At 64.2% G+C, this 21,260-nt stretch carries 1 protein-coding gene (cut by a window edge); it reads left to right on the forward strand.

The genetic code is table 11. The features are described 5' to 3' along the window. Positions 1 to 21,260, forward strand: the 5' portion of a protein-coding gene (locus ACRXBZ_RS36650) for a DUF8616 domain-containing protein (protein WP_433882985.1). The gene runs 6,922 nt beyond the window's last position; the window shows 21,260 of its 28,182 coding nt (coding positions 1-21,260); it begins with the start codon at positions 1 to 3; its stop codon lies beyond the right edge, outside the window.

The raw sequence follows: 21,260 nt of genomic DNA on the forward strand, positions 1-21,260 counted from the left end.
ATGTTTTCGTCGATCATGGTGCCGGAGGGGGTGCGGCGGCTTTTTCAGGTGTTGACCGGTGAGGATATGACGGATGCGGATGAGGGTGTGTTGTTCGCGGTGGCGGACGTGTTGGAGTCCGGTGCGGCGGAGCTGGGCGAGGTGCGGGCGTTGGTGGCGGAGCTGGTGGGGAAGGTGCGGACGGAGTTTTCGGGGAAAGCGGCGGACCGGTTCGCGGACGGGTTGGGGATTTTTGATGGATTGTTGTCCTCGGGCCAGGCGGGGTTACTGGATTTAGCGGCGTTCGTGCGGAAGACGTCGCAGCAGGTGCGGTATCTGAAGCTGGTGACGATTTATGGTTTGCAATTGCTGGCGGTGGAGATGGCGTGGGCGATGCAGTTTGCGGGGGCGACCGCTGGCGCGACGCTGGCGTGGCTGGCGGCGCGGATGGCGGTGATGCGGTTTTTGTTGACGAGCTGGTGGAGGCAGTTGTTCATGCGGTTGGCGATGATGGCGGCTGGTGGTGTGGTCTTCAACGTGGTGCCGGATCTGCAGGCCCAGGTGCAGATGCTGGGTGAGAAATCGGCTGAGAAGTGGGATGGGACGCTGACCGAGCAGGCGGCGGGGATGGGGGCGTTCTCGGCGTTGGTGGCGCTGCCGATGTCGGCGGTGGGCGGTCTGGTCAGCAACGCGTTGACGAAGGTGCTGGTGAAGGGCCTGGGCGATGACGTGGACGCGGCGATCCTGGAGGCGGCGGCGAAGAAAGCGGTGGCCGAGCACGCGGAGTTGTATCCGGTATCGGCGATGGCGAAGTTCGCGGACGCGGTGGGCAAGAGCCTGGATGACTATGCGGGGATGTCGGTGGGGGCGATGTGGCTGGCGCGGTTCGGGCATAGCGTGGGGGAGGCGTTGGAGAACGCGTTGTCGGAGTTTTTCGGGGAGGCGGGATATTTGGCGGCCACGGGCCAGGAGGTGACCTGGAACCCGTTTAGTTTGACGGCGGGTTTGTTCGAGACGGTGTTCAGCGGTGTGGGCAACCTGGCGGGTTTGGCGTTGCGGGGCAAGCTGCACCCGGAAGGCCCGAGCCCATACCTCGAGAGCACCGGCGGGGGCGGGGACGGCAGCGACGATGGTGGCGGGTCCGGTGGGGAAAAGGCCCCGCTGCCGGGGGCAGGGTCCGGGTCGCAGACAGGGGATATCCCTGGCACCCCAGACAAGGACGACAGCACGTTCATCCCATCCGATGCCTCCGATTCCTCGGATGCCTCGCGATCGGATCGCTGGGCCGGCTCGGATTCCGGGGCCGGCTCGGATTCCTCGAGTGTGTCTGATGTGGACTCTGTGTTCTCGGATACCAGGTCGGTGGATTCGGCTGCGGTGTCGGTGTCTTCTGGTGATGGCCTGGTGGTGCCCGGTTCCGCTGTGGTGTCTGCCGTTGTTGTGGGCGGCACAGACGGTAAGAACGGTAAGGACGGCACGGACGGCACGGACGGTACGGACGGTAAGCGGGGTGCCGATGGCGGTGTGCCGCGCGGGGACGCGACCGGTGATGTTCCGGTGGTGCCCGGTGCCGGGCAGCACCGGCCGGGCACACCACCACCGGCATATTCCGGTGGGGTACCGGGTGTTGACCCGGACCGGCCGGGCACACCGCCACCGCCGTACAGTCCGGGTCCCGGTGGCGATCAGGCCGTGCCCGGGAAGCGGCCGCTGGCGGTGTCTGCCTCGAAGACACCGGACTCCCCGACGGTGACCCCGCATGCGTCTGATGTACCCGCGGATGCCCCGCGTCCGGGGACTGTCGGGTCTGGGTCTGTCGTGGGCCCCGGTGGTGTGCCTGGGGATCCCTCGCGTCCGGAGGCTGTCGGGTCCGGGTTTGCTGCGGATTCCCGCAGTGGTGTGGCCGGGGGGCATCCGGGGTCGCCGGGTGGGGTGACCGGCCGCGATGGGGATCCCGGTGTGGACTCGGTTGCGGGGCGTGGGGGTGCGCATCGCCAGGATGAGGCGGTGGTGTCGCCGGATTCGGCGACGCTGCCGGGGCAGGGGTCGCCGGCGGCGCCGTCTCTGCATCGGGATCCGGCGGCGGTGCCGGTGGGCTTGCCGGCGGACACGGTGCGGGTGCCGGTGACCGCGGAGATGGTCGCTGGTGGCGGGTTGGCGGAGTTCATGCCGGACCGTGTCGCGGATTCCCCGGGCGGGCCTGTGCTGCTGGTGTCCGACAGCGACCGGAACGCGGGTGTGGTGGTGACACCGGATCAGGGGTCGGCACTGGCGAAGCATATGGGCCGCAACGTTGTCGCGATGACGACGCCGGGACAGGCCGGGCGCGAGCCGCGGTTCATGGTGTTCGCTGCGGATGGATCGGCCACGCCGCTGGCCGGGCGTGGTGCCGCGGTACTGACCGGCGGGCGGAGTGGGGGCGTGGCCGGTCTGGCGGAGGCCTCGGCAACGGTCCCGGCCTCCGGTGACAAGACGGTGGCCCGGGGTAAGGCACCGGCTACCGGGACGGGGTCTGTCCAGGAGAGGTCGGTGGCTGGGGAGGTACAGCCCGCGGCGACCACGCCCGATGCCGGGGCGGGCATGGTACGGGATACCAGTCGGATACCGGTCGGGCAGTGGACGCAGGAGGAACTGGTCGGCGCGATCGCCCGGGCGAGGGAGCTGGGCTTGTCCAGCGACGAAAAGGACGCGGCGGCGCAGATTGTGTGGCTCGCGCATGACGTCGCGGGGTTGGCTCGTGGGGATGCTGTCGTGCCGCTGGAGGATGTGGTGGCGCTGGTCGCGGCCAAGTACCACGACCTCGGCAAGGATCACCGGGACCAGGTGGTGAAGTTTTCCCGGGCACTGGCGGACTGGCTGGGTACGCGGCGCAGCAAACCGGTCATCCACGCCGGAGCCGGGCCGGAGGGTCACACCGCGGACGGCGGTCCGTCGGGATCTTCGTCGGCTGCCGTACCGCGCAATGTGGAGGGACACCGGCATCGGGCCGAGACTGCAACTGCGAAACGGCGTACGAAGATTGCGGAGATGGAGGATTTGCTGAAGCCGCTTAAGGATGAACAGGCTTCGTTGGAGGCGTCGCTAGGGCGGGACGAGGCGGATGCAGGTTCGCGGACGCGGGGGGAGGAGCTGCAGGGGCGTATCGCGCGGTGGCAGGCGGTGCTCGACGGGCTTAAGACGAAGGATCAGCGAGTGCGTGCCCGGGGCGCGGAACGCACTCGTAAATGGAGGGAGAGACAACAGCGTAAGTCGCGGGCTGCGCGGTTGGGCGCGGGAGGGCCTTCGCCTGCTGGTCGGTCTGATCAGATAGCGGGGCGGTCCGAGGAGCCTTCTGCGGCGGCCGAGCTGAGTGCGTTGATCACTAACGCGAACGCTGGGCTGGACAGCATGCGCCAGCAGGAGCTACCAGTAGACCAACTGATCGATGCAGTGAAGCCGCACATGGAATCTTTTGGGGGCCATGACGGTCTCCGGGATGTGATGGCGCACCACATGCTGCGTTATCCGGGGGATCGCGAGGAAACCCGGAAGTTCGAGCGAAAACTACATAAGTTGACGACGGTGCGGAACTGGGATGAGTGGTACGAGCGGGACGCGACGCGGTTGGATAAGTGGGCCGGGATCGTGGGTCGTGATGCTGTGGACAGGTTGTTGGCTGATGCGGACATGGTCTTGGGGCCGCTAAGGGTGTCGTTGCGGTTCCGGACTGTGCTGGCGCAGTGGTTGGGTGAGCATCCGGGTGACCGTCGTGGTGCTCAGGCGGTGCGCGGGATAATGGCCGGTTACCTGGCCGGTGACCCTGACCTTGGCGTGGCGGTCAGTGGTTTGACTCTCGACGAGTTCGAGAACGCGAAAGCGGAAGAGGCGCGTTGGCAGGAAGATCGTGCTGCGAACCCGGCGGAGGCTGATGCCCCGATGGTGCGCGGGGTCGCTGATGATCCAGCGCTGGACGTTATTTCCCGGATTAGCTCGATACAGCATAAGTTCGAGGATGTTGGTCAGGAGTTGCGGCAGTGGACCCGCACCGAAGATCAAGATGCTGTGGACCTTTTGTATGATCAGGCGGACCAGGTCTTGGGGCCTCTTAAGGAGTCGGAGCCCTTCCGGGATGTGATGGCACACGAGTTGCTGATGAGGCGGAATAACCTGCGGGATGATCAGCAGGTGCAGCAGTTGATGACGAACCCGCAGGATGATCCGCAGTTGCGGCAGTTGCGGTGGGAACTGGCCCGTTACCTGGCTGGTGACTTGACCGGCGGTGCGGACCCGGATACGGCCGACAACTTGCTTTTCGCCGGGATGGGGCCGTTGCCTGAAAACATAAGATCTAGAGGCCAGCTGATGTATAACCTCCGCCTGACGATTGGCAAGGCGCTGAGTGGGTTGCAAGACGATGCTGTCAACGAGGTGCTGCGAAATGCGGCACTTGAGGACCTGCGTCGCGGGAAATACAGCCACGACACTTTGGGGAAGCGATTTTACAGATCTGAGCCCTGGGGCGGCACCGTTTTTGTGATCCGCGATTTGCAAGATGCGGTGGGGTCTCTGCGGCAGGTTTTGGCGGAAGCGGAGACAAACACTGACCGGCGGGACGAATATGAACCCAAGATCGCGGAGTGGTTGGATCTAAGGGGGTTTTTGGACCCCACCGCGATCCGCAGCCGGGCAAACGAAGCTGCCGATGCTGTTCGGTTGCTGCGCCAAGAGAACGCGAACCGGGAATTGCAGAAGGTTTTCGAGAAAGCAGGCGGCACGTTAGCGCGGCTGCTCGTTCTGCCCGATCAAAATCATGATGTGGTCGGTGAGGTCTACCGGCACTTCGGGGGAATACAGGCTGATGATCATCAATTGTGGGATGCGATCGCGCATCGGCTGCTGACGAATGCAGGTCAGGAGGATCGGATAGGGGATGCGCAGCAGTTCCTGGAGCGACTGCAGCGTCTGAGGCTCGAGGCATCGGCCGTTGATGTGCCTGCGGATGCCGCGCGGCCGAAGGCTGTCTTGTCCGGGTCTGTCGTGGGCTCCGGCAGTGGTGTGTCCGGGGGGCATCCGGGGTCGCCGGGCGGGGTGACCGGCCGCGATGGGGATCCAAACGAAGCTGCCGATGCTGTTCGGTTGCTGCGCCAAGAGAACGCGAACCGGGAACCGACGCAGGATGGTCGTATGTTTCCGGTGTTTGACAATGGAAAGGGAACCGGCCAGTGGTACCTCCATTCTCGCGATGGCGAGTTCGAGGCGCATGGTTCGGAGTTGCGGACGGCGGTCAACGACTCGGCTGTGCCGACTGATCCGGAAGGGGCACCCCCGGCCCCGGTGTTCAGGTGGGCGGGCACCCCAGGACCAAGCCAGACCAGCAGGACTGCGGGAAACGAGGAAAGGAATGCAAGAGAGAGGGCGAGGAGGGCTCGCGAGAAAGCGGAGGAGGCTGCGCGGGTTGCGGAGTTGGAGGCGTTTTTGGAGCGGGCTAACTCTGGTCAGTATTCGGTGGCGGCGTCGCAGGAGTCGGATGCGGCTAATCCGAGGCAGCGGGGGGAGTTGCAGCGGGAGGTACAGGATGCGCAGGCGGAACTGAAGAAGATCGCGGACGACCGGACGGCCAAGAAGGCAAAGCATGCAGCTGATCAGAAAAGCTCCGAGGAAAGGAGGAAGCGGGTGGTTGCGGATGCGCGGGCGTCGCTGGCGGCGGCTCGGGCTGGCCGAGCTGAGTTGGAGGAGTTGCCGGGGTTTGCGGGGGTTCTGCAGGCGGATCCGGATATGTTGCCGGAGTTCTATAAGGAGCCCCGGCGTCAGTGGGAGGCGTTGCAGCGGGAGGAAGCGGCGGCGCTGGAGGTGCTGCACGACCATGAGCGGATGCACAACCAGGAGAACGCGCAAAAGCGTAAGTCCATGAACCGCTATAAGGATGAGTGGGCGCAGGAGAGTAAGTCGCTGAGGGAGCTCATGGCTCGGCAGGCGAAGTTGGAGACGTTGACGGCGCGTGATGAGACTGAGACTCGGGGGGAGGAGTTGGCGGAGTTGGCGGGGTTGCCGGGGCGTATCGCGGAGGTGCAAGCGAAGTTGCCCGCGATTGCGAAACTGGAGGCGGAGCGGAAGGCAAAGAATGCGGAAAAGGATAAGAGGAGTAAGGCCCGCAAGAAGGCGAATACGTCGCTGGCGACGTTCAGGACTCGGCGGGCGGAGTTGGTGGAGTCGGGTGTGGTTCGGGGGCCGGAGTGGGCGGAGGTGGAGGGGAGTATCGCGGCCCTGGAGGCGGAGTTGGCCGCGATTGCGAACGACGATATGGGGAGCGGCGCAACGGCCAGGGGAAACGGGGGTGCGGATCGGGAGCCGCCGGCTGGGGTTGTTGAGTTGGTGGGGTTGGTTGGGCGTGTGGAGGGGCATTTGTCGATGGTGCCGGCGGATTTCCGTCGGGATTTGCATGAGCAGGTTGAGGAAGCGTGGGCGATGGCGAAGACGGGGAGCTGGATCCGGGCGGATCGGGCCCGGATTGATTCGAAGCTGGCGGGGATGCGGGGTCTCGAGCGGTGGTTGAGTGAGGTTGTCAGGTCGCCTGGGGTTGTGGAGTTGGAGGGGTTGGTTGAGCGGTTGGAGGGGCATTTGTCGATGGTGCCGGCGGGTGTTCTTCTGGATGTGCGTGCGGGTGTTGTGAAAGCGAAGGCGATGGCGCGGCAGGGGAGCTGGATCCGGGCGGATCGGGCCTGGATTGATTGGAAGCTGGCGGGGATGCGGAAGGGCGAGCGGTGGTTGGCCGAGGTTGTCAGCTCGCCTGGGGTTGTGGAGTTCGTGGGGTTGGTTGAGCGGTTGGAGGGGCATTTGTCGGTGTTGCCGGCGGATTTCCGTCCGGATGTGCGTGCCGGGGTCGTGCAAGCGAGGGCGATGGCGAAGAAGGGGAACTGGACCCCGGAGGAGCTGAGCTTGATTAATTCGCAACTGGAGCGGATGCGGAAGCTCGAGCGGTGGTTGCGTCTGGAGCCGGTTGTGTTCGGAGTTCATCCCGGCGTGGTGAAGTTGGCCAGCGGTTTGCGGGGTGTGCAGGTGGTGGGTGTGCATGTGACGCCGGATGGGCAGGCGAAGTTGGCGGATGGCGTGTTTGAAACACCTGAGGACTTCGCGGCGCGGGTGCTGGGGGACGCGCGTTTTGTGCCGGGTGTGCCGGTGGCTCTTTTGGGTTGTGGTGCGTTGCGGCAGCCGCCGGGAGGAGAGGACTCGTTTGCGAAACGGTTCGAGGACGCGTCTGGTGTGAAGTTGATGTTGGCGACCGAGGCCGACGTATGGCACACCGATGATGGTTTGATTCACGCTACGGAAACGGCTGTGACGCAGGATGGTCGTATAGTTCCGGTGTTTGACAATAACAAAGGAACCGGCTATTGGTCCCTCCGTGAAGGTGGCAGCGAGGTAGGTGCGCTTGGTTCGGAGTTGCGGGCGGCGGTCAACGACTTCCACCGTTATCGCGGCAGGCAGGTGGAAGCGCGTGGTTCGGAGTTGCGGACGGCGGTCAACGACTCGGCTGTGCCGCGTCATCCGGAAGGAGCACCCCCAGCCCCGGTATTCAAGTGGGCGGGCACCCCAGGACCAAGCCAGACCAGGACTGCGGGAAACGAGGAAAGGAATGCAAGACGGAGGGAGCAGCGGCATCGCAAGAAAGCGGAGGAGGCTGCCCTGGTTGCGGATGGGCGGGCGTTGCTGGAGAAGCTCACGACTCGGCAGGCGGAATTAAAGGCGTTGCCGGGGCTGGATGCGGAGCAGGCGGAGGAGTGGCTTGCGTTGCCGGGGCGTATCGCCGAGGTGCAGGCGAATGTGGCCGCGGTGGAGCAAAAGGAGGCGGTGCGGAAGGCAAGGCATGCGGCAGCGGAGAAGAGGAGGTACGGACGCACGAAGAGGAAAAAGAATGAGCTGGTCGATGCTCGGAAGGTGTTGCTGGAAGAGCTTATGGTTCAGAGGGCGGAGTTGGCGGAGTTGGCGGTGCTGGATACGGATCAGAGGGCGGAGTTGGAGGAGTTGGATGCGAGTATCGAGGAGGTGCGGAATGAGTTGGCCGCGGTGGAGCAAAAGGAGCAGGAGCGGAAGGCAAGGGGTGCGGCATCGGCGATGAGGAGGTACAAACGCACGAAGAGGGAACAGGATGAGCTGGTCGAGGGTAGGAAGGAGTTGCTGGAAAAGCTTACGGATCAGAGGGCGAAGTTGGCGGAGTTGGCGGAGTTGGCGGTGCTGGATACGGATCAGAGGGCGGAGTTGGAGGAGTTGGATGCGAGTATCGAGGAGGTGCGGAATGAGTTGGCCGCGGTGGAGCAAAAGGAGCAGGACCGGAAGGCAAAGCATGCGGAAAGAGTGAGGAAGTATAGGACCCGCAAGAAGAGGGATCAGGTGAATGCGTTGCTGGAGAAGCTTATGGCTCAGCGGGCGGGGTTGGAGGCGTTGCCGGTGCGTGATGCGGTTCAGGAGGAGGAGGTGCAGAGGCGTATCGCGGCCGTGGAGGCGGAGTTGGCCGCGATTGAGAACGATGGTAAGCGGAGCGGCGCAGGAAACGAGGGTGCGGATCGGGAGACGCCGGCTGAGAGCAGCCAGGCTGCGGCGTTGCTTGATGGGGGAGGGTCTTCGTTTGCTGGTGGGTCTTCTGCTGTGAGTTTGCTGGGGGCTGTGGCGGCTGAGGGGGTTCGGCCGGCTGGGGTTGTTGAGTTGGTGGGGTTGGTTGGGCGTGTGGAGGGGCATTTGTCGGTGTTGCCGGCGGATTTCCGTCCGGATGTGCGTGCTGGGGTCGTGCAAGCGAGGGCGATGGCGCAAAAGGGGAGCTGGACCCCGGAGGAGCTGAGCTTGATTGCCTCGAAGCTGGGGCGGATGCGGGGTCTCGAGCGGTGGTTGAGTGAGGTTGTCAGGTCGCCTGGGGTCGTGGAGTTGGAGGGGTTGGTCGGGCGGTTGGAGGGGCATTTGTCGGTGTTGCCGGCGGATGTCCTTCTGGATGTGCGTGCCGGTGTTGTGAAAGCGAAGGCGATGGCGCGGCAGGGGAGCTGGATCCGGGCGGATCGGGCCTGGATTGATTGGAAGCTGGCGGGGATGCGGAAGGGCGAGCGGTGGTTGGCCGAGGTTGTCAGCTCGCCTGGGGTTGTTGAGTTCGTGGGGTTGGTTGAGCGGTTGGAGGGGCATTTGTCGGTGTTGCCGGCGGATTTCCGTCCGGATGTGCGTGCCGGGGTCGTGCAAGCGAGGGCGATGGCGCGGAAGGGGAACTGGACCCCGGAGGAGCTGAGCTTGATTAATTCGCAACTGGAGCGGATGCGGAAGCTCGAGCGGTGGTTGCGTCTGGAGCCGGTTGTGTTCGGAGTTCATCCCGGCGTGGTGAAGTTGGCCAGCGGTTTGCGGGGTGTGCAGGTGGTGGGTGTGCATGTGACGCCGGATGGGCAGGCGAAGTTGGCGGATGGCGTGTTTGAAACACCTGAGGACTTCGCGGCGCGGGTGCTGGGGGACGGGCGTTTTGTGCCGGGTGTGCCGGTGGCTCTTTTGGGTTGTGGTGCGTTGCGGCAGCCGCCGGGAGGAGAGGACTCGTTTGCGAAACGGTTCGAGGACGCGTCTGGTGTGAAGTTGATGTTGGCGACCGAGGCCGACGTGTGGCACACCGATGATGGTTTGATTCACGCTACGGAAACGGCTGTGACGCAGGATGGTCGTATAGTTCCGGTGTTTGACAATAACAAAGGAACCGGCTATTGGTCCCTCCGTGAAGGTGGCAGCGAGGTAGGTGCGCTTGGTTCGGAGTTGCGGGCGGCGGTCAACGACTTCCACCGTTATCGCGGCAGGCAGGTGGAAGCGCGTGGTTCGGAGTTGCGGACGGCGGTCAACGACTCGGCTGTGCCGCGTCATCCGGAAGGAGCACCCCCAGCCCCGGTATTCAAGTGGGCGGGCACCCCAGGACCAAGCCGGACCAGCAGGACTGCGGAAAACGAGGAAAGGAATGCAAGACGGAGGGAGCGGTGGCATCGCAAGAAAGCGGAGGAGGCTGCCCTGGTCGCGGATGGGCGGGCGTTGCTGGAGCAGCTCACGACTCGGCAGGCGGAATTAAAGGCGTTGCCGGAGCTGGACGCGGAGCAGACGGAGGAGTGGCTTGCGTTGCCGGGGCGTATCGCCGAGGTGCAGGCGAATGTGGCCGCGGTGGAGCAAAAGGCGGCGGACCGGAAGGCAAGGAATGCGGCATCGCAGAAGAGGAAGTACGAACGCACGAAGAGGGAAACGAATGAGCTGGTCGAGGGTAGGAAGGTGTTGCTGGAAGAGCTTACGGATCAGAGGGCGGTGTTGGCGGAGTTGACGGTGCTGGATACGGATCAGAGGGCGGAGTTGGAGGAGTTGGATGCGAGTATCGAGGAGGTGCGGAATGAGTTGGCCACGATTGCGAACGAGGAGCAGGACCGGAAGGAAAGGAATGCGGCATCGCGGAAGAGGAGGTACAAACGCACGAATGAGCTGGTCGATGGTGGGAAGGTGTTGCTGGAAGAGCTTATGGTTCAGAGGGCGCCGTTGGCGGTGTTGGCGGAGTTGGCGGTGCTGGATACGGATCAGAGGGCGGAGTTGGAGGAGTTCGATGCGAGTGTCGAGGAGGTGTGGAATGAGTTGGCCACGATTGCGAACGAGGAGCAGGATCGGAAGGAAAAGGTTGCGGAAAGAGTGAGGAGGCATAGGACCGGCAAGAAGAGGGGTCTGGCGGATGCGCTGGCGTCGCTGGCGGCGGCTCGGGCTGGCCGAGCTAAGTTGGAGGAGTTGCCGGGGTTTACGGAGGTTCTGCAGGAGGATCCGGATACGTTGCCGGACTTCTATAAGGAGCCCCGGCGTCAGTGGGAGGCGTTGCAGCGGGAGGAAGCGGCGGCGCTGGAGGTGCTGCACGACCATGAGCGGATGCACAACCAGGAGAACGCGCAAAAGCGTAAGTCCATGAACCGCTATAAGGATGAGTGGGCGCAGGAGAGTAAGTCGCTGAGGGAGCTCATGGCTCGGCAGGCGAAGTTGGAGACGTTGACGGCGCGTGATGAGACTGAGACTCGGGGGGAGGAGTTGGCGGAGTTGGCGGGGTTGCCGGGGCGTATCGCGGAGGTGCAAGCGAAGTTGCCCGCGATTGCGAAACTGGAGGCGGAGCGGAAGGCAAATCATGCGGAAAAGGAGAAGAAGAATAAGGTCCGCAGGAAGGCGAATGCGTTGCTGGCGACGTTCAGGACTCGGCGGGAGGAGTTGGTGGAGTCGGGTGTGGTTCGGGGGCCGGAGTGGGCGGAGGTGGAGGGGAGTATCGCGGCCCTGGAGGCGGAGTTGGCCGCGATTGCGAACGAGGATATGGGGAGCGGCGCAACGGTCAGGGGAAACGGGGGTGCGGATCGGGAGCCGCCGGCTGGGGTTGTTGAGTTGGTGGGGTTGGTTGGGCGTGTGGAGGGGCATTTGTCGGTGTTGCCGGCGGATTTCCGTCGGGATTTGCATGAGCAGGTTGAGGAAGCGTGGGCGATGGCGAAGAAGGGGAGCTGGATCCGGGCGGATCGGGCCCGGATTGATTCGAAGCTGGCGGGGATGCGGGAGCTCGAGCGGTGGTTGGCCGAGGTTGTCAGGTCGCCTGGGGTTGTGGAGTTGGAGGGGTTGGTCGGGCGTGTGGAGGAACATTTGTCGGTGTTGCCGGCGGATGTCCGTCCGGATTTGCATGGCCAGGTTGAGGAAGCGTGGGCGATGGCGCGGCAGGGGAGCTGGACCCCGGCGGATCGGGCCTGGATTGATTCGAAGCTCGCGGGGATGCCGAAGTTGGTGGAGTCGGGTGCGGTTCAGGGGACGGAGTGGGCGAAGGTGCAGGGGAGTATCGCGGCCCTGGAGGCGGAGTTGGCCGCGATTGCGAACGACGATATGGGGAGCGGCGCAGCAGCCAGGGGAAACGGGGGTGCGGATCGGGAGCCGCCGGCCGGGGTTGTTGAGTTGGAGGGGTTGGTCGGGCGTGTGGAGGGGCATTTGTCGGTGTTGCCGGCGGGTGTTCTTCTGGATGTGCGTGCGGGTGTTGTGAAAGCGAGGGCGATGGCGCGGCAGGGGAGCTGGACTCCGGAGGATCGGGCCTGGATTGATTGGAAGCTGGCGGGGATGCGGAAGGGCGAGCGGTGGTTGGCCGAGGTTGTCAGCTCGCCTGGGGTTGTTGAGTTCGTGGGGTTGGTTGAGCGGTTGGAGGGGCATTTGTCGGTGTTGCCGGCGGATTTCCGTCCGGATGTGCGTGCCGGGGTCGTGCAAGCGAGGGCGATGGCGCGGAAGGGGAACTGGACCCCGGAGGAGCTGAGCTTGATTGCCTCGAAGCTGGGGCGGATGCGGGATCTCGAGCGGTGGTTGCGTCTGGAGCCGGTTGTGTTCGGAGTTCATCCCGGCGTGGTGAAGTTGGCCAGCGGTTTGCGGGGTGTGCAGGTGGTGGGTGTGCATGTGACGCCGGATGGGCAGGCGGAGTTGGCGGATGGCGTGTTTGAAACACCTGAGGACTTCGCGGCGCGGGTGCTGGGGGACGGGCGTTTTGTGCCGGGTGTGCCGGTGGCTCTTTTGGGTTGTGGTGCGTTGTGGCAGCCGGGAGGAGAGGACTCGTTTGCGAAACGGTTCGAGGACGCGTCTGGTGTGAAGTTGATGTTGGCGACCGAGGCCGACGTGTGGCACACCGATGATGGTTTGATTCACGCTACGGAAACGGCTGTGACGCAGGATGGTCGTATAGTTCCGGTGTTTGACAATAACAAGGGAACCGGCTATTGGTCCCTCCGTGAAGGTGGCAGGGAGGTAGGTGCGCTTGGTTCGGAGTTGCGGGCGGCGGTCAACGACTTCCACCGTTATCGCGGCAGGCAGGTGGAGGCGCGTGGTTCGGAGTTGCGGACGGCGGTCAACGACTCGGCTGTGCCGCGTCATCCGGAAGGAGCACCCCCAGCCCCGGTATTCAAGTGGGCGGGCACACCAGGACCCAGCAAGACTGCGGAAAACGAGGAAGGGAATGCAAGAGGGAAGACGAGGTGGGCTCGCGACAAGGAGAAGCAGGCTGCCCTGGTCGCGGATGGGCGGGCGTTGCTCGAGCAGCTCACGACTCGGCAGGCGGAATTAAAGGCGTTGCCGGGGCTGGATGCGGAGCAGGCGGAGGAGTGGCTTGCGTTGCCGGGGCGTATCGCCGAGGTACAGGCGAATGTGGCCGCGGTGGAGCAAAAGGAGGCGGACCGGAAGGAAAGGAATCTGGCATCGCAGAAGAGGAGGTACAAACGCACGAATGAGCTGGTCGAGGGGGGGAAGGTGTTGCTGGAAGAGCTCATGGTTCAGAGGGCGGAGTTGGCGGAGTTGACGGTGCTGGATACGGATCAGAGGGCGGAGTTGGAGGAGTTGGATGCGAGTATCGAGGAGGTGCGGAATGAGTTGGCCACGATTGCGAACGAGGAGCAGGATCGGAAGGAAAGGCATGCGGAAAGTATGAGGAACCAAAGGGCCCGCAAGAAGAGGGGTCTGGCGGATGCGGAGGCGTCGCTGGCGGCGGCTCGGGCTGGCCGAGCTGAGTTGGAGGAGTTGCCGGGGTTTAAGGAGGTTCTGCAGTTGGATCCGGATACGTTGCCGGAGTTCGATAAGGAGTCCCGGCGTCGGTGGGAGGCGTTGCAGCGGGAGGAAGCGGCGGCGTTGGAGGTGCTGCACGACCATGAGCGGATGCGCAACCAGGGGGTCGCACGAATGCGTAAGGTCGAGGACCGCTATAAGGATGAGTGGGCGCAGGAGAGTAAGTCGCTGAGGGAGCTCATGGCTCGGCAGGCGAAGTTGGAGGTGTTGACGGCGCGTGATGAGACTGAGACTCGGGGGGAGGAGTTGGCGGAGTTGGCGGGGTTGCCGGGGCGTATCGCGGAGGTGCAAGCGAAGTTGCCCGCGATTGCGAAACTGGAGGCGGAGCGGAAGGCAAAGAATGCGGAAAAGGAGAAGAAGAACAAGGCCCGCAGGAAGGCGAATGCGTCGCTGGCGACGTTCAGGACTCGGCGGGCGGAGTTGGTGGAGTCGGTTGCGGTTCGGGGGCCGGAGTGGGCGGAGGTGGAGGGGAGTATCGCGGCCCTGGAGGCGGAGTTGGCCGCGATTGCGAACGACGATATGGGGAGCGGCGCAACGGCCAGGGGAAACGGGGGTGCGGATCGGGAGCCGCCGGCTGGGGTTGTTGAGTTGGTGGGGTTGGTTGGGCGTGTGGAGGGGCATTTGTCGGTGTTGCCGGCGGATTTCCGTCGGGATTTGCATGAGCAGGTTGAGGAAGCGTGGGCGATGGCGAAGACGGGGAGCTGGATCCGGGCGGATCGGGCCCGGATTGATTCGAAGCTGGCGGGGATACGGGAGCTCGAGCGGTGGTTGAGTGAGGTTGTCAGGTCGCCTGGGGTTGTTGAGTTGGAGGGGTTGGTCGGGCGTGCGGAGGGGCATTTGTCGGTGTTGCCGGCGGATTTCCGTCCGGATGTGCGTGCCGGGGTTGTGAAAGCGAAGGCGATGGCGCGGCAGGGGAGCTGGACCCTGGAGGATCGGGCCTGGATTGATTGGAAGCTGGCGGGGATGCGGAAGGGCGAGCGGTGGTTGGCCGAGGTTGTCAGCTCACCTGGGGTTGTTGAGTTCGTGGGGTTGGTTGAGCGGTTGGAGGGGCATTTGTCGGTGTTGCCGGCGGATGTCCGTCCGGATGTGCGTGCCGGGGTCGTGCAAGCGAGGGCGATGGCGCGGAAGGGGAACTGGACCCCCGAGGAGCTGAGCTTGATTGCCTCGAACCTGGGGCGGATGCGGAAGCTCGAGCGGTGGTTGCGTCTGGAGCCGGTTGTGTTCGGAGTTCATCCCGACGTGGTGAAGTTGGCCAGCGGTTTGCGGGGTGTGCAGGTGGTGGGTGTGCATGTGACGCCGGGTGATGGGCAGGCGGAGTTGGCGGATGGCGTGTTTGAAACACCTGAGGACTTCGCGGCGCGGGTGCTGGGGGACGGGCGTTTTGTGCCGGGTGTGCCGGTGGCTCTTTTGGGTTGTGGTGCGTTGCGGCAGCCGCCGGGAGGAGAGGACTCGTTTGCGAAACGGTTCGAGGACGCGTCTGGTGTGAAGTTGATGTTGGCGACCGAGGCCGACGTGTGGCACACCGATGATGGTTTGATTCACGCTACGGAAACGGCTGTGACGCAGGATGGTCGTATAGTTCCGGTGTTTGACAATAACAAAGGAACCGGCTATTGGTCCCTCCGTGAACGTGGCAGGGAGGTAGGTGCGCTTGGTTCGGAGTTGCGGGCAGCGGTCAACGACTTCCACCGTTATCGCGGCAGGCAGGTGGAAGCGCGTGGTTCGGAGTTGCGGACGGCGGTCAACGACTCGGCCGTGCCGCGTCATCCGGAAGGAGCACCCCCGGCCCCGGTATTCAAGTGGGCGGGCACACCAGGACCCAGCAAGACTGCGGAAAACGAGGAAAGGAATGCAAGACGGAGGGAGCAGCGGCATCGCAAGAAAGCGGAGGAGACTGCCCTGGTTGCGGATGGGCGGGCGTTGCTGGAGCAGCTCACGACTCGGCAGGCGGAATTAAAGGCGTTGCCGGAGCTGGACGCGGAGCAGACGGAGGAGTGGAATGCGTTGCCGGGGCGTATCGCCGAGGTGCAGGCGAATGTGGCCGCGGTGGAGCAAAAGGAGGCGGACCGGAAGGCAAGGAATCTGGCATCGCAGAAGAGGAGGTACGAACGCACGAAGAGGAAAAAGAATGAGCTGGTCGATGGTGGGAAGGAGTTGCTGGAAAAGCTTACGGATCAGAGGGCGGAGTTGGCGGAGTCGACGGTGCTGGATACGGATCAGAGGGCGGAGTTGGAGGAGTTGGATGCGAGTATCGAGGAGGTGCGGAATGAGTTGGCCACGATTGCGAACGAGGAGCAGGCCCGGAAGGAAAATAATTTGGAAATAATGAGGAGGTATAGGGACCGCAAGAAGAGGGGGCAGGCGGATGCGGGGGCGTCGCTGGCGGCGGCTCGGGCTGGCCGAGCTAAATTGGAGGAGTTGCCGGGGTTTAAGGAGGTTCTGCAGTTGGATCCGGATACGTTGCCGGAGTTCGCTAAGGAGTCCCGGCGTCGGTGGGAGGCGTTGCAGCGGGAGGAAGCGGCGGCGTTGGAGGTGCTGCACGACCATGAGCGGATGCGCAACCAGGGGGTCGCACGAATGCGTAAGTTCGAGGACCGCTATAAGGATGAGTGGGCGCAGGAGAGTAAGTCGCTGAGGGAGCTCATGGCTCGGCAGGCGAAGTTGGAGGTGTTGACGGCGCGTGATGAGACTGAGACTCGGGGGGAGGAGTTGGCGGAGTTGGAGGGGCGTATCGCGGAGGTGCAAGCGAAGTTGCCCGCGATTGCGAAACTGGAGGCGGAGCGGAAGGCAAAGAATGCGGAAAAGGAGAAGAAGAAAAGGGCCCGCAGGAAGGCGAATGCGTCGCTGGCGACGTTCAGGACTCGGCGGGCGGAGTTGGTGGAGTCGGTTGCGGTTCGGGGGCCGGAGTGGGCGGAGGTGGAGGGGAGTATCGCGGCCCTGGAGGCGGAGTTGGCCGCGATTGCGAACGACGATATGGGGAGCGGCGCAACGGCCAGGGGAAACGGGGGTGCGGATCGGGAGCCGCCGGCTGGGGTTGTTGAGTTGGTGGGGTTGGTTGGGCGTGTGGAGGGGCATTTGTCGGTGTTGCCGGCGGATTTCCGTCGGGATTTGCATGAGCAGGTTGAGGAAGCGTGGGCGATGGCGAAGACGGGGAGCTGGATCCGGGCGGATCGGGCCCGGATTGATTCGAAGCTGGCGGGGATACGGGAGCTCGAGCGGTGGTTGAGTGAGGTTGTCAGGTCGCCTGGGGTTGTTGAGTTGGAGGGGTTGGTTGAGCGGTTGGAGGGGCATTTGTCGGTGTTGCCGGCGGATGTCCTTCTGGATGTGCGTGCCGGGGTTGTGAAAGCGAAGGCGATGGCGCGGCAGGGGAGCTGGACCCTGGAGGATCGGGCCTGGATTGATTGGAAGCTGGCGGGGATGCGGAAGGGCGAGCGGTGGTTGGCCGAGGTTGTCAGCTCGCCTGGGGTTGTTGAGTTCGTGGGGTTGGTTGAGCGGTTGGAGGGGCATTTGTCGGTGTTGCCGGCGGATGTCCGTCCGGATGTGCGTGCCGGGGTCGTGCAAGCGAGGGCGATGGCGCGGAAGGGGAACTGGACCCCCGAGGAGCTGAGCTTGATTGCCTCGAACCTGGGGCGGATGCGGAAGCTCGAGCGGTGGTTGCGTCTGGAGCCGGTTGTGTTCGGAGTTCATCCCGACGTGGTGAAGTTGGCCAGCGGTTTGCGGGGTGTGCAGGTGGTGGGTGTGCATGTGACGCCGGATGGGCAGGCGGAGTTGGCGGATGGCGTGTTTGAAACACCTGAGGACTTCGCGGCGCGGGTGCTGGGGGACGGGCGTTTTGTGCCGGGTGTGCCGGTGGCTCTTTTGGGTTGTGGTGCGTTGCGGCAGCCGCCGGGAGGAGAGGACTCGTTTGCGAAACGGTTCGAGGACGCGTCTGGTGTGAAGTTGATGTTGGCGACCGAGGCCGACGTGTGGCACACCGATGATGGTTTGATTCACGCTACGGAAACGGCTGTGACGCAGGATGGTCGTATAGTTCCGGTGTTTGACAATAACAAAGGAACCGGCTATTGGTCCCTCCGTGAACGTGGCAGGGAGGTAGGTGCGCTTGGTTCGGAGTTGCGGGCAGCGGTCAACGACTTCCACCGTTATCGCGGCAGGCAGGTGGAAGCGCGTGGTTCGGAGTTGCGGACGGCGGTCAACGACTCGGCTGTGCCGCGTCATCCGGAAGGAGCACCCCCGGCCCCGGTATTCAAGTGGGCGGGCACCCCAGGACCAAGCCAGACCAGCAGGACTGCGGAAGAGAAGGCAAGGTCTGCCGCTGCCGCAGTGCGGAGGAAGAATAGGGTCGGCAAGAAGGAGGTTGATAGGTTGCTGCGTGAGCGGGTCGCGGCGTTGGAGGCGGGGGTAGCGCAGCTCATCGCTCAGAAGGAACAGAAGGCGCGGGATTTACGGGTTGCGCGGTTGCGGGCGTCGCTGGAAGTGCTTCAGGCTCAGCAGGCGGGGTGGGATGCGTTGCAGGGGTGGAAATGGATTCTGCAGAAGGAGTCGCATGCGTTACCGGAGGCGGCGGCGAATATGCGGAAGGAGTGGGAGGCGCTGCCGGGGCGTATTCAGGCGGTGCAGGCGGAGATTTCGGCCTCTTCGCAGCTTGCCGGAAGTCGTAGTCGGGACGACACAGCCAGTGATCGCCCATCGCCTGATCCCGAAGGGTCTCGGCCCAGTCTGCGCACGTCAGAGCGCTGTCCGGCACAAGTTCCCGGCAAGACCGATGATCTGGTCGCAACCGCAGGGTATGCGAGCAGTTACAGTTTCCGGCCAGCTGCGGAGAGCCAGATTTCGGCTGCCGAGGGGCGCGTTGCGGAATCGTCTGGTGGGGAAGGCCCTTCGTCTGCTGGTGCGCCGGCTTCCGTTGTTGCGACTGTTGACCCTCGCGTTGTGGCGTTGGATAAACTGCGGGAATTGAGCGATGCGGCCGCATCGAATTTGGGGAACCTGGCTGACGAGGACGAGGTCCGTTTGTTGGAGGACGCGTCTAGGAAGTTGGGGTGGCCCCTGAATTCCGATCCGGAATTCTTGAACGTGATGGCCGATTACTTGAGCGCGGTGTCTCATGATTTGCCATCGGGTGCAGTCGAGAAGTCGGTCGACGCGTTTCGGGGGAAGCTGTCCGAAATTTGGGCAGCGATAACGGCTGGCAGTGCGGTCGCGAGTCCGGAGCAGGATGGGGGCATGCCGATGCCGTCCGCTGACGATGCGCGGGCGGAGACCGATGAGGACATGCAGTCGGAGTTCGCTGAAGATAACGACGATCGCGATGGGGAACGGCCAGAGTTGATGGAGCGGGTTCCTTCGTCTGTGTCTGGGCAGGTGTTGGGTGCGGGTGTTGAGGAGATTCCGGCGGGGATTATGGTGTCGCCGTCGGATTTGGGGGAGGATCTTGTTGCTGTAGCGCGTGGTTTGCCGGTTGAGGATGGCGTGTTGGCGGTGGTGGCGAAAGGTGATGGGCACGGTGGAGTGCTTCTCGGCGGTGAGAGTGTGGATGCTCAGCGGTTGGCTAATTTGATTCGCAGGTGGGGGTGGGGGAAGAGCAAGATCCGGTTGTATGCCTGTGAGGTCTCGGAGGGGTTCGCGACGACGCTGGATTGGGCGTCGGGTGTTGAGGTGATCTGGACGCGGGGCCTTGTGTGCTTCGGTCCGGATACCAATGGGCTTTCATCCATGGTGGTTGGTTACTATTTGGATGAGTATTTGAGCCTGAAGGTTAGGGAGGACGCCGACACTTGGGTTACGACCCGGCCGGAGGCTTGGCTACCGGGGCAGTCCCCGTCTGATGTTTCCTTGCCGCCGGGCCGGCGCGGGTTGAGTCCTCGCTGGGTGCATTTGCGTGCGGAGACGGCGCGGTTCCGGACGGGGCCGCAGTCGGATCTGGCGTGGCTGCGGGAGTCCGGTCAGACCGCGAAGGTGGCTCAGGCTCGCAGTGCGATCACGGCGGCTGATGACCGGCTCACCCAGGTTTACAGCATGGTGGATGCGCCGGTGCCGGAGGAGCCGGCCACGACTGTCACGGCGGCCGGTTCCGCCGAGACCGACGTGTTGGTCAAGGCGGCGACGGATGTCACTACCGCGGCCGCGGCGAGTGTCGAGCGTGCTGCGCGGCAAGCCGGGAAGTGGACGGCCGCGCAGCAAAAGTTGACGGCGGCCACGCAGCGGCAGGGCAAAGTGCGTGCCGAACTCAAGGCGGCACGGCAGGATCTTGATGCGGCATGGCAGGATCTTGATGCGGCACAAAAGTATCTTGTTCAGAAGCAGGCGGAGGAGAGGGCGGCCCGGGAGCGGGTGGAGTTGCTGGGAAACGAGGACGAGGGCCAGGGGGTTGTGCGGGAGAAGTTGCGTGCCCAGCACGCTGCCGCGGCAGCGCGGGTGAAGACCGCTGAAGCGGCGCTGACCGCTGTGCAGGAGCGGGTTGATCGACTGGCCCGGGCGGATCGGGAAGCGGGTGAACATATCGCTGTGGCGGATGCCCGGGTGGAATCCGAGCGTGGTTTCACTGTGGACGCGGCCAGGACCGCCACCAAGGCGGTGGCCCAGGCCCGTATCGCGGCGGATCGCGCGGATGTGACGGTCCGGCAGGTCGATCTGCCGTCGTATACGGGCGATGGTGCGATGGGCAGCGGGAAGATCTGGAGGCCCGGCGAGATCGATCCGGAGCAGGTTCTTGCGGCGTTGCCGGTAGGTGTGCGCGAGGGCGCCCGGGCGGTGGTCGAGGAGTTGTTCTCCGAGGCCAAGATCGGGGACACGCTGCGGCGTCTTGCCGATGAAGGTATCCGGGTCGAGGTCGATTCCCGTGAGCTGCATGTGAAGTTCGAACGGACCGCGGCGACGCCGGTGCAGGTGCCCAACGGTGAGGGTTTCACGGAGTGGGGTATTCGCTCGGCCGATGCGAGCCGGACTATCACGCAGGAAAAGAACCCACAATACAGTCTGCCCGCTGTCATCCCGAACATGCTGGGTGCGGCGACCGAAGGGGTGGCTCGTAGCTGGCTGTTGCATCCGTCGGTGCGGCCGTCGTGGGGGACCAACGAGCAACGCAACCTGGTGTCGACGACCGAGTTTTCCCGCGGGATCAACAGCCGGCCCGCGGAGCGGCATAGTACCCAGGTTCCGGAGCGGCATTTCGTCGTCGATGGTCGTTTCGTGATCGATGTGCGGGTGGGGGATGCCCCGCCGCGGACGTACCGCAGCGACGTGATCCGTGATGTGGCATTGGTCCGTTTTTACGGGGAGGATGTGCCACCGGCGACCATCAACCCGGGCCCGGGTGGGCCGGTCCTGCCGCTTCCCGCTTCCGCCTTGCATGAGGTGTTCGTGGTGCCGCAAGCCGCGGCGGTGCGGCGGATCCGTCAGCGGGTTCTGGCCGGGTTGCCACTGCCGAAGGTGGGTGTGGAAGTCCGTGATGCGGTGTCGCGTGAGTTGGCGGAAGACGCCGCGATCGTGAAGTTCGGGGAGATCACCGGTGGTGGTTACCGGTCGAGTCCGTTGCGGTTGCCGGGCGCGACGCTGAACACGTTGTCGTTGGAGGTGTCCGCGGCACTGCGGTCGGTGCGGCGGGTCGATGACCGTGTTGTCCCGGATGTGAACCTGCGGCAGATCGCCGCCGGTGACACGAAGTCCGACACGAGCGTGGCACAGTCGGCGAGTATCGAAGGTTCGGC

Origin of the sequence: Saccharopolyspora hattusasensis (assembly GCF_050972075.1) — a bacterium.
In the GTDB taxonomy this organism is placed as follows: Bacteria; Actinomycetota; Actinomycetes; order Mycobacteriales; family Pseudonocardiaceae; genus Saccharopolyspora; species Saccharopolyspora hattusasensis.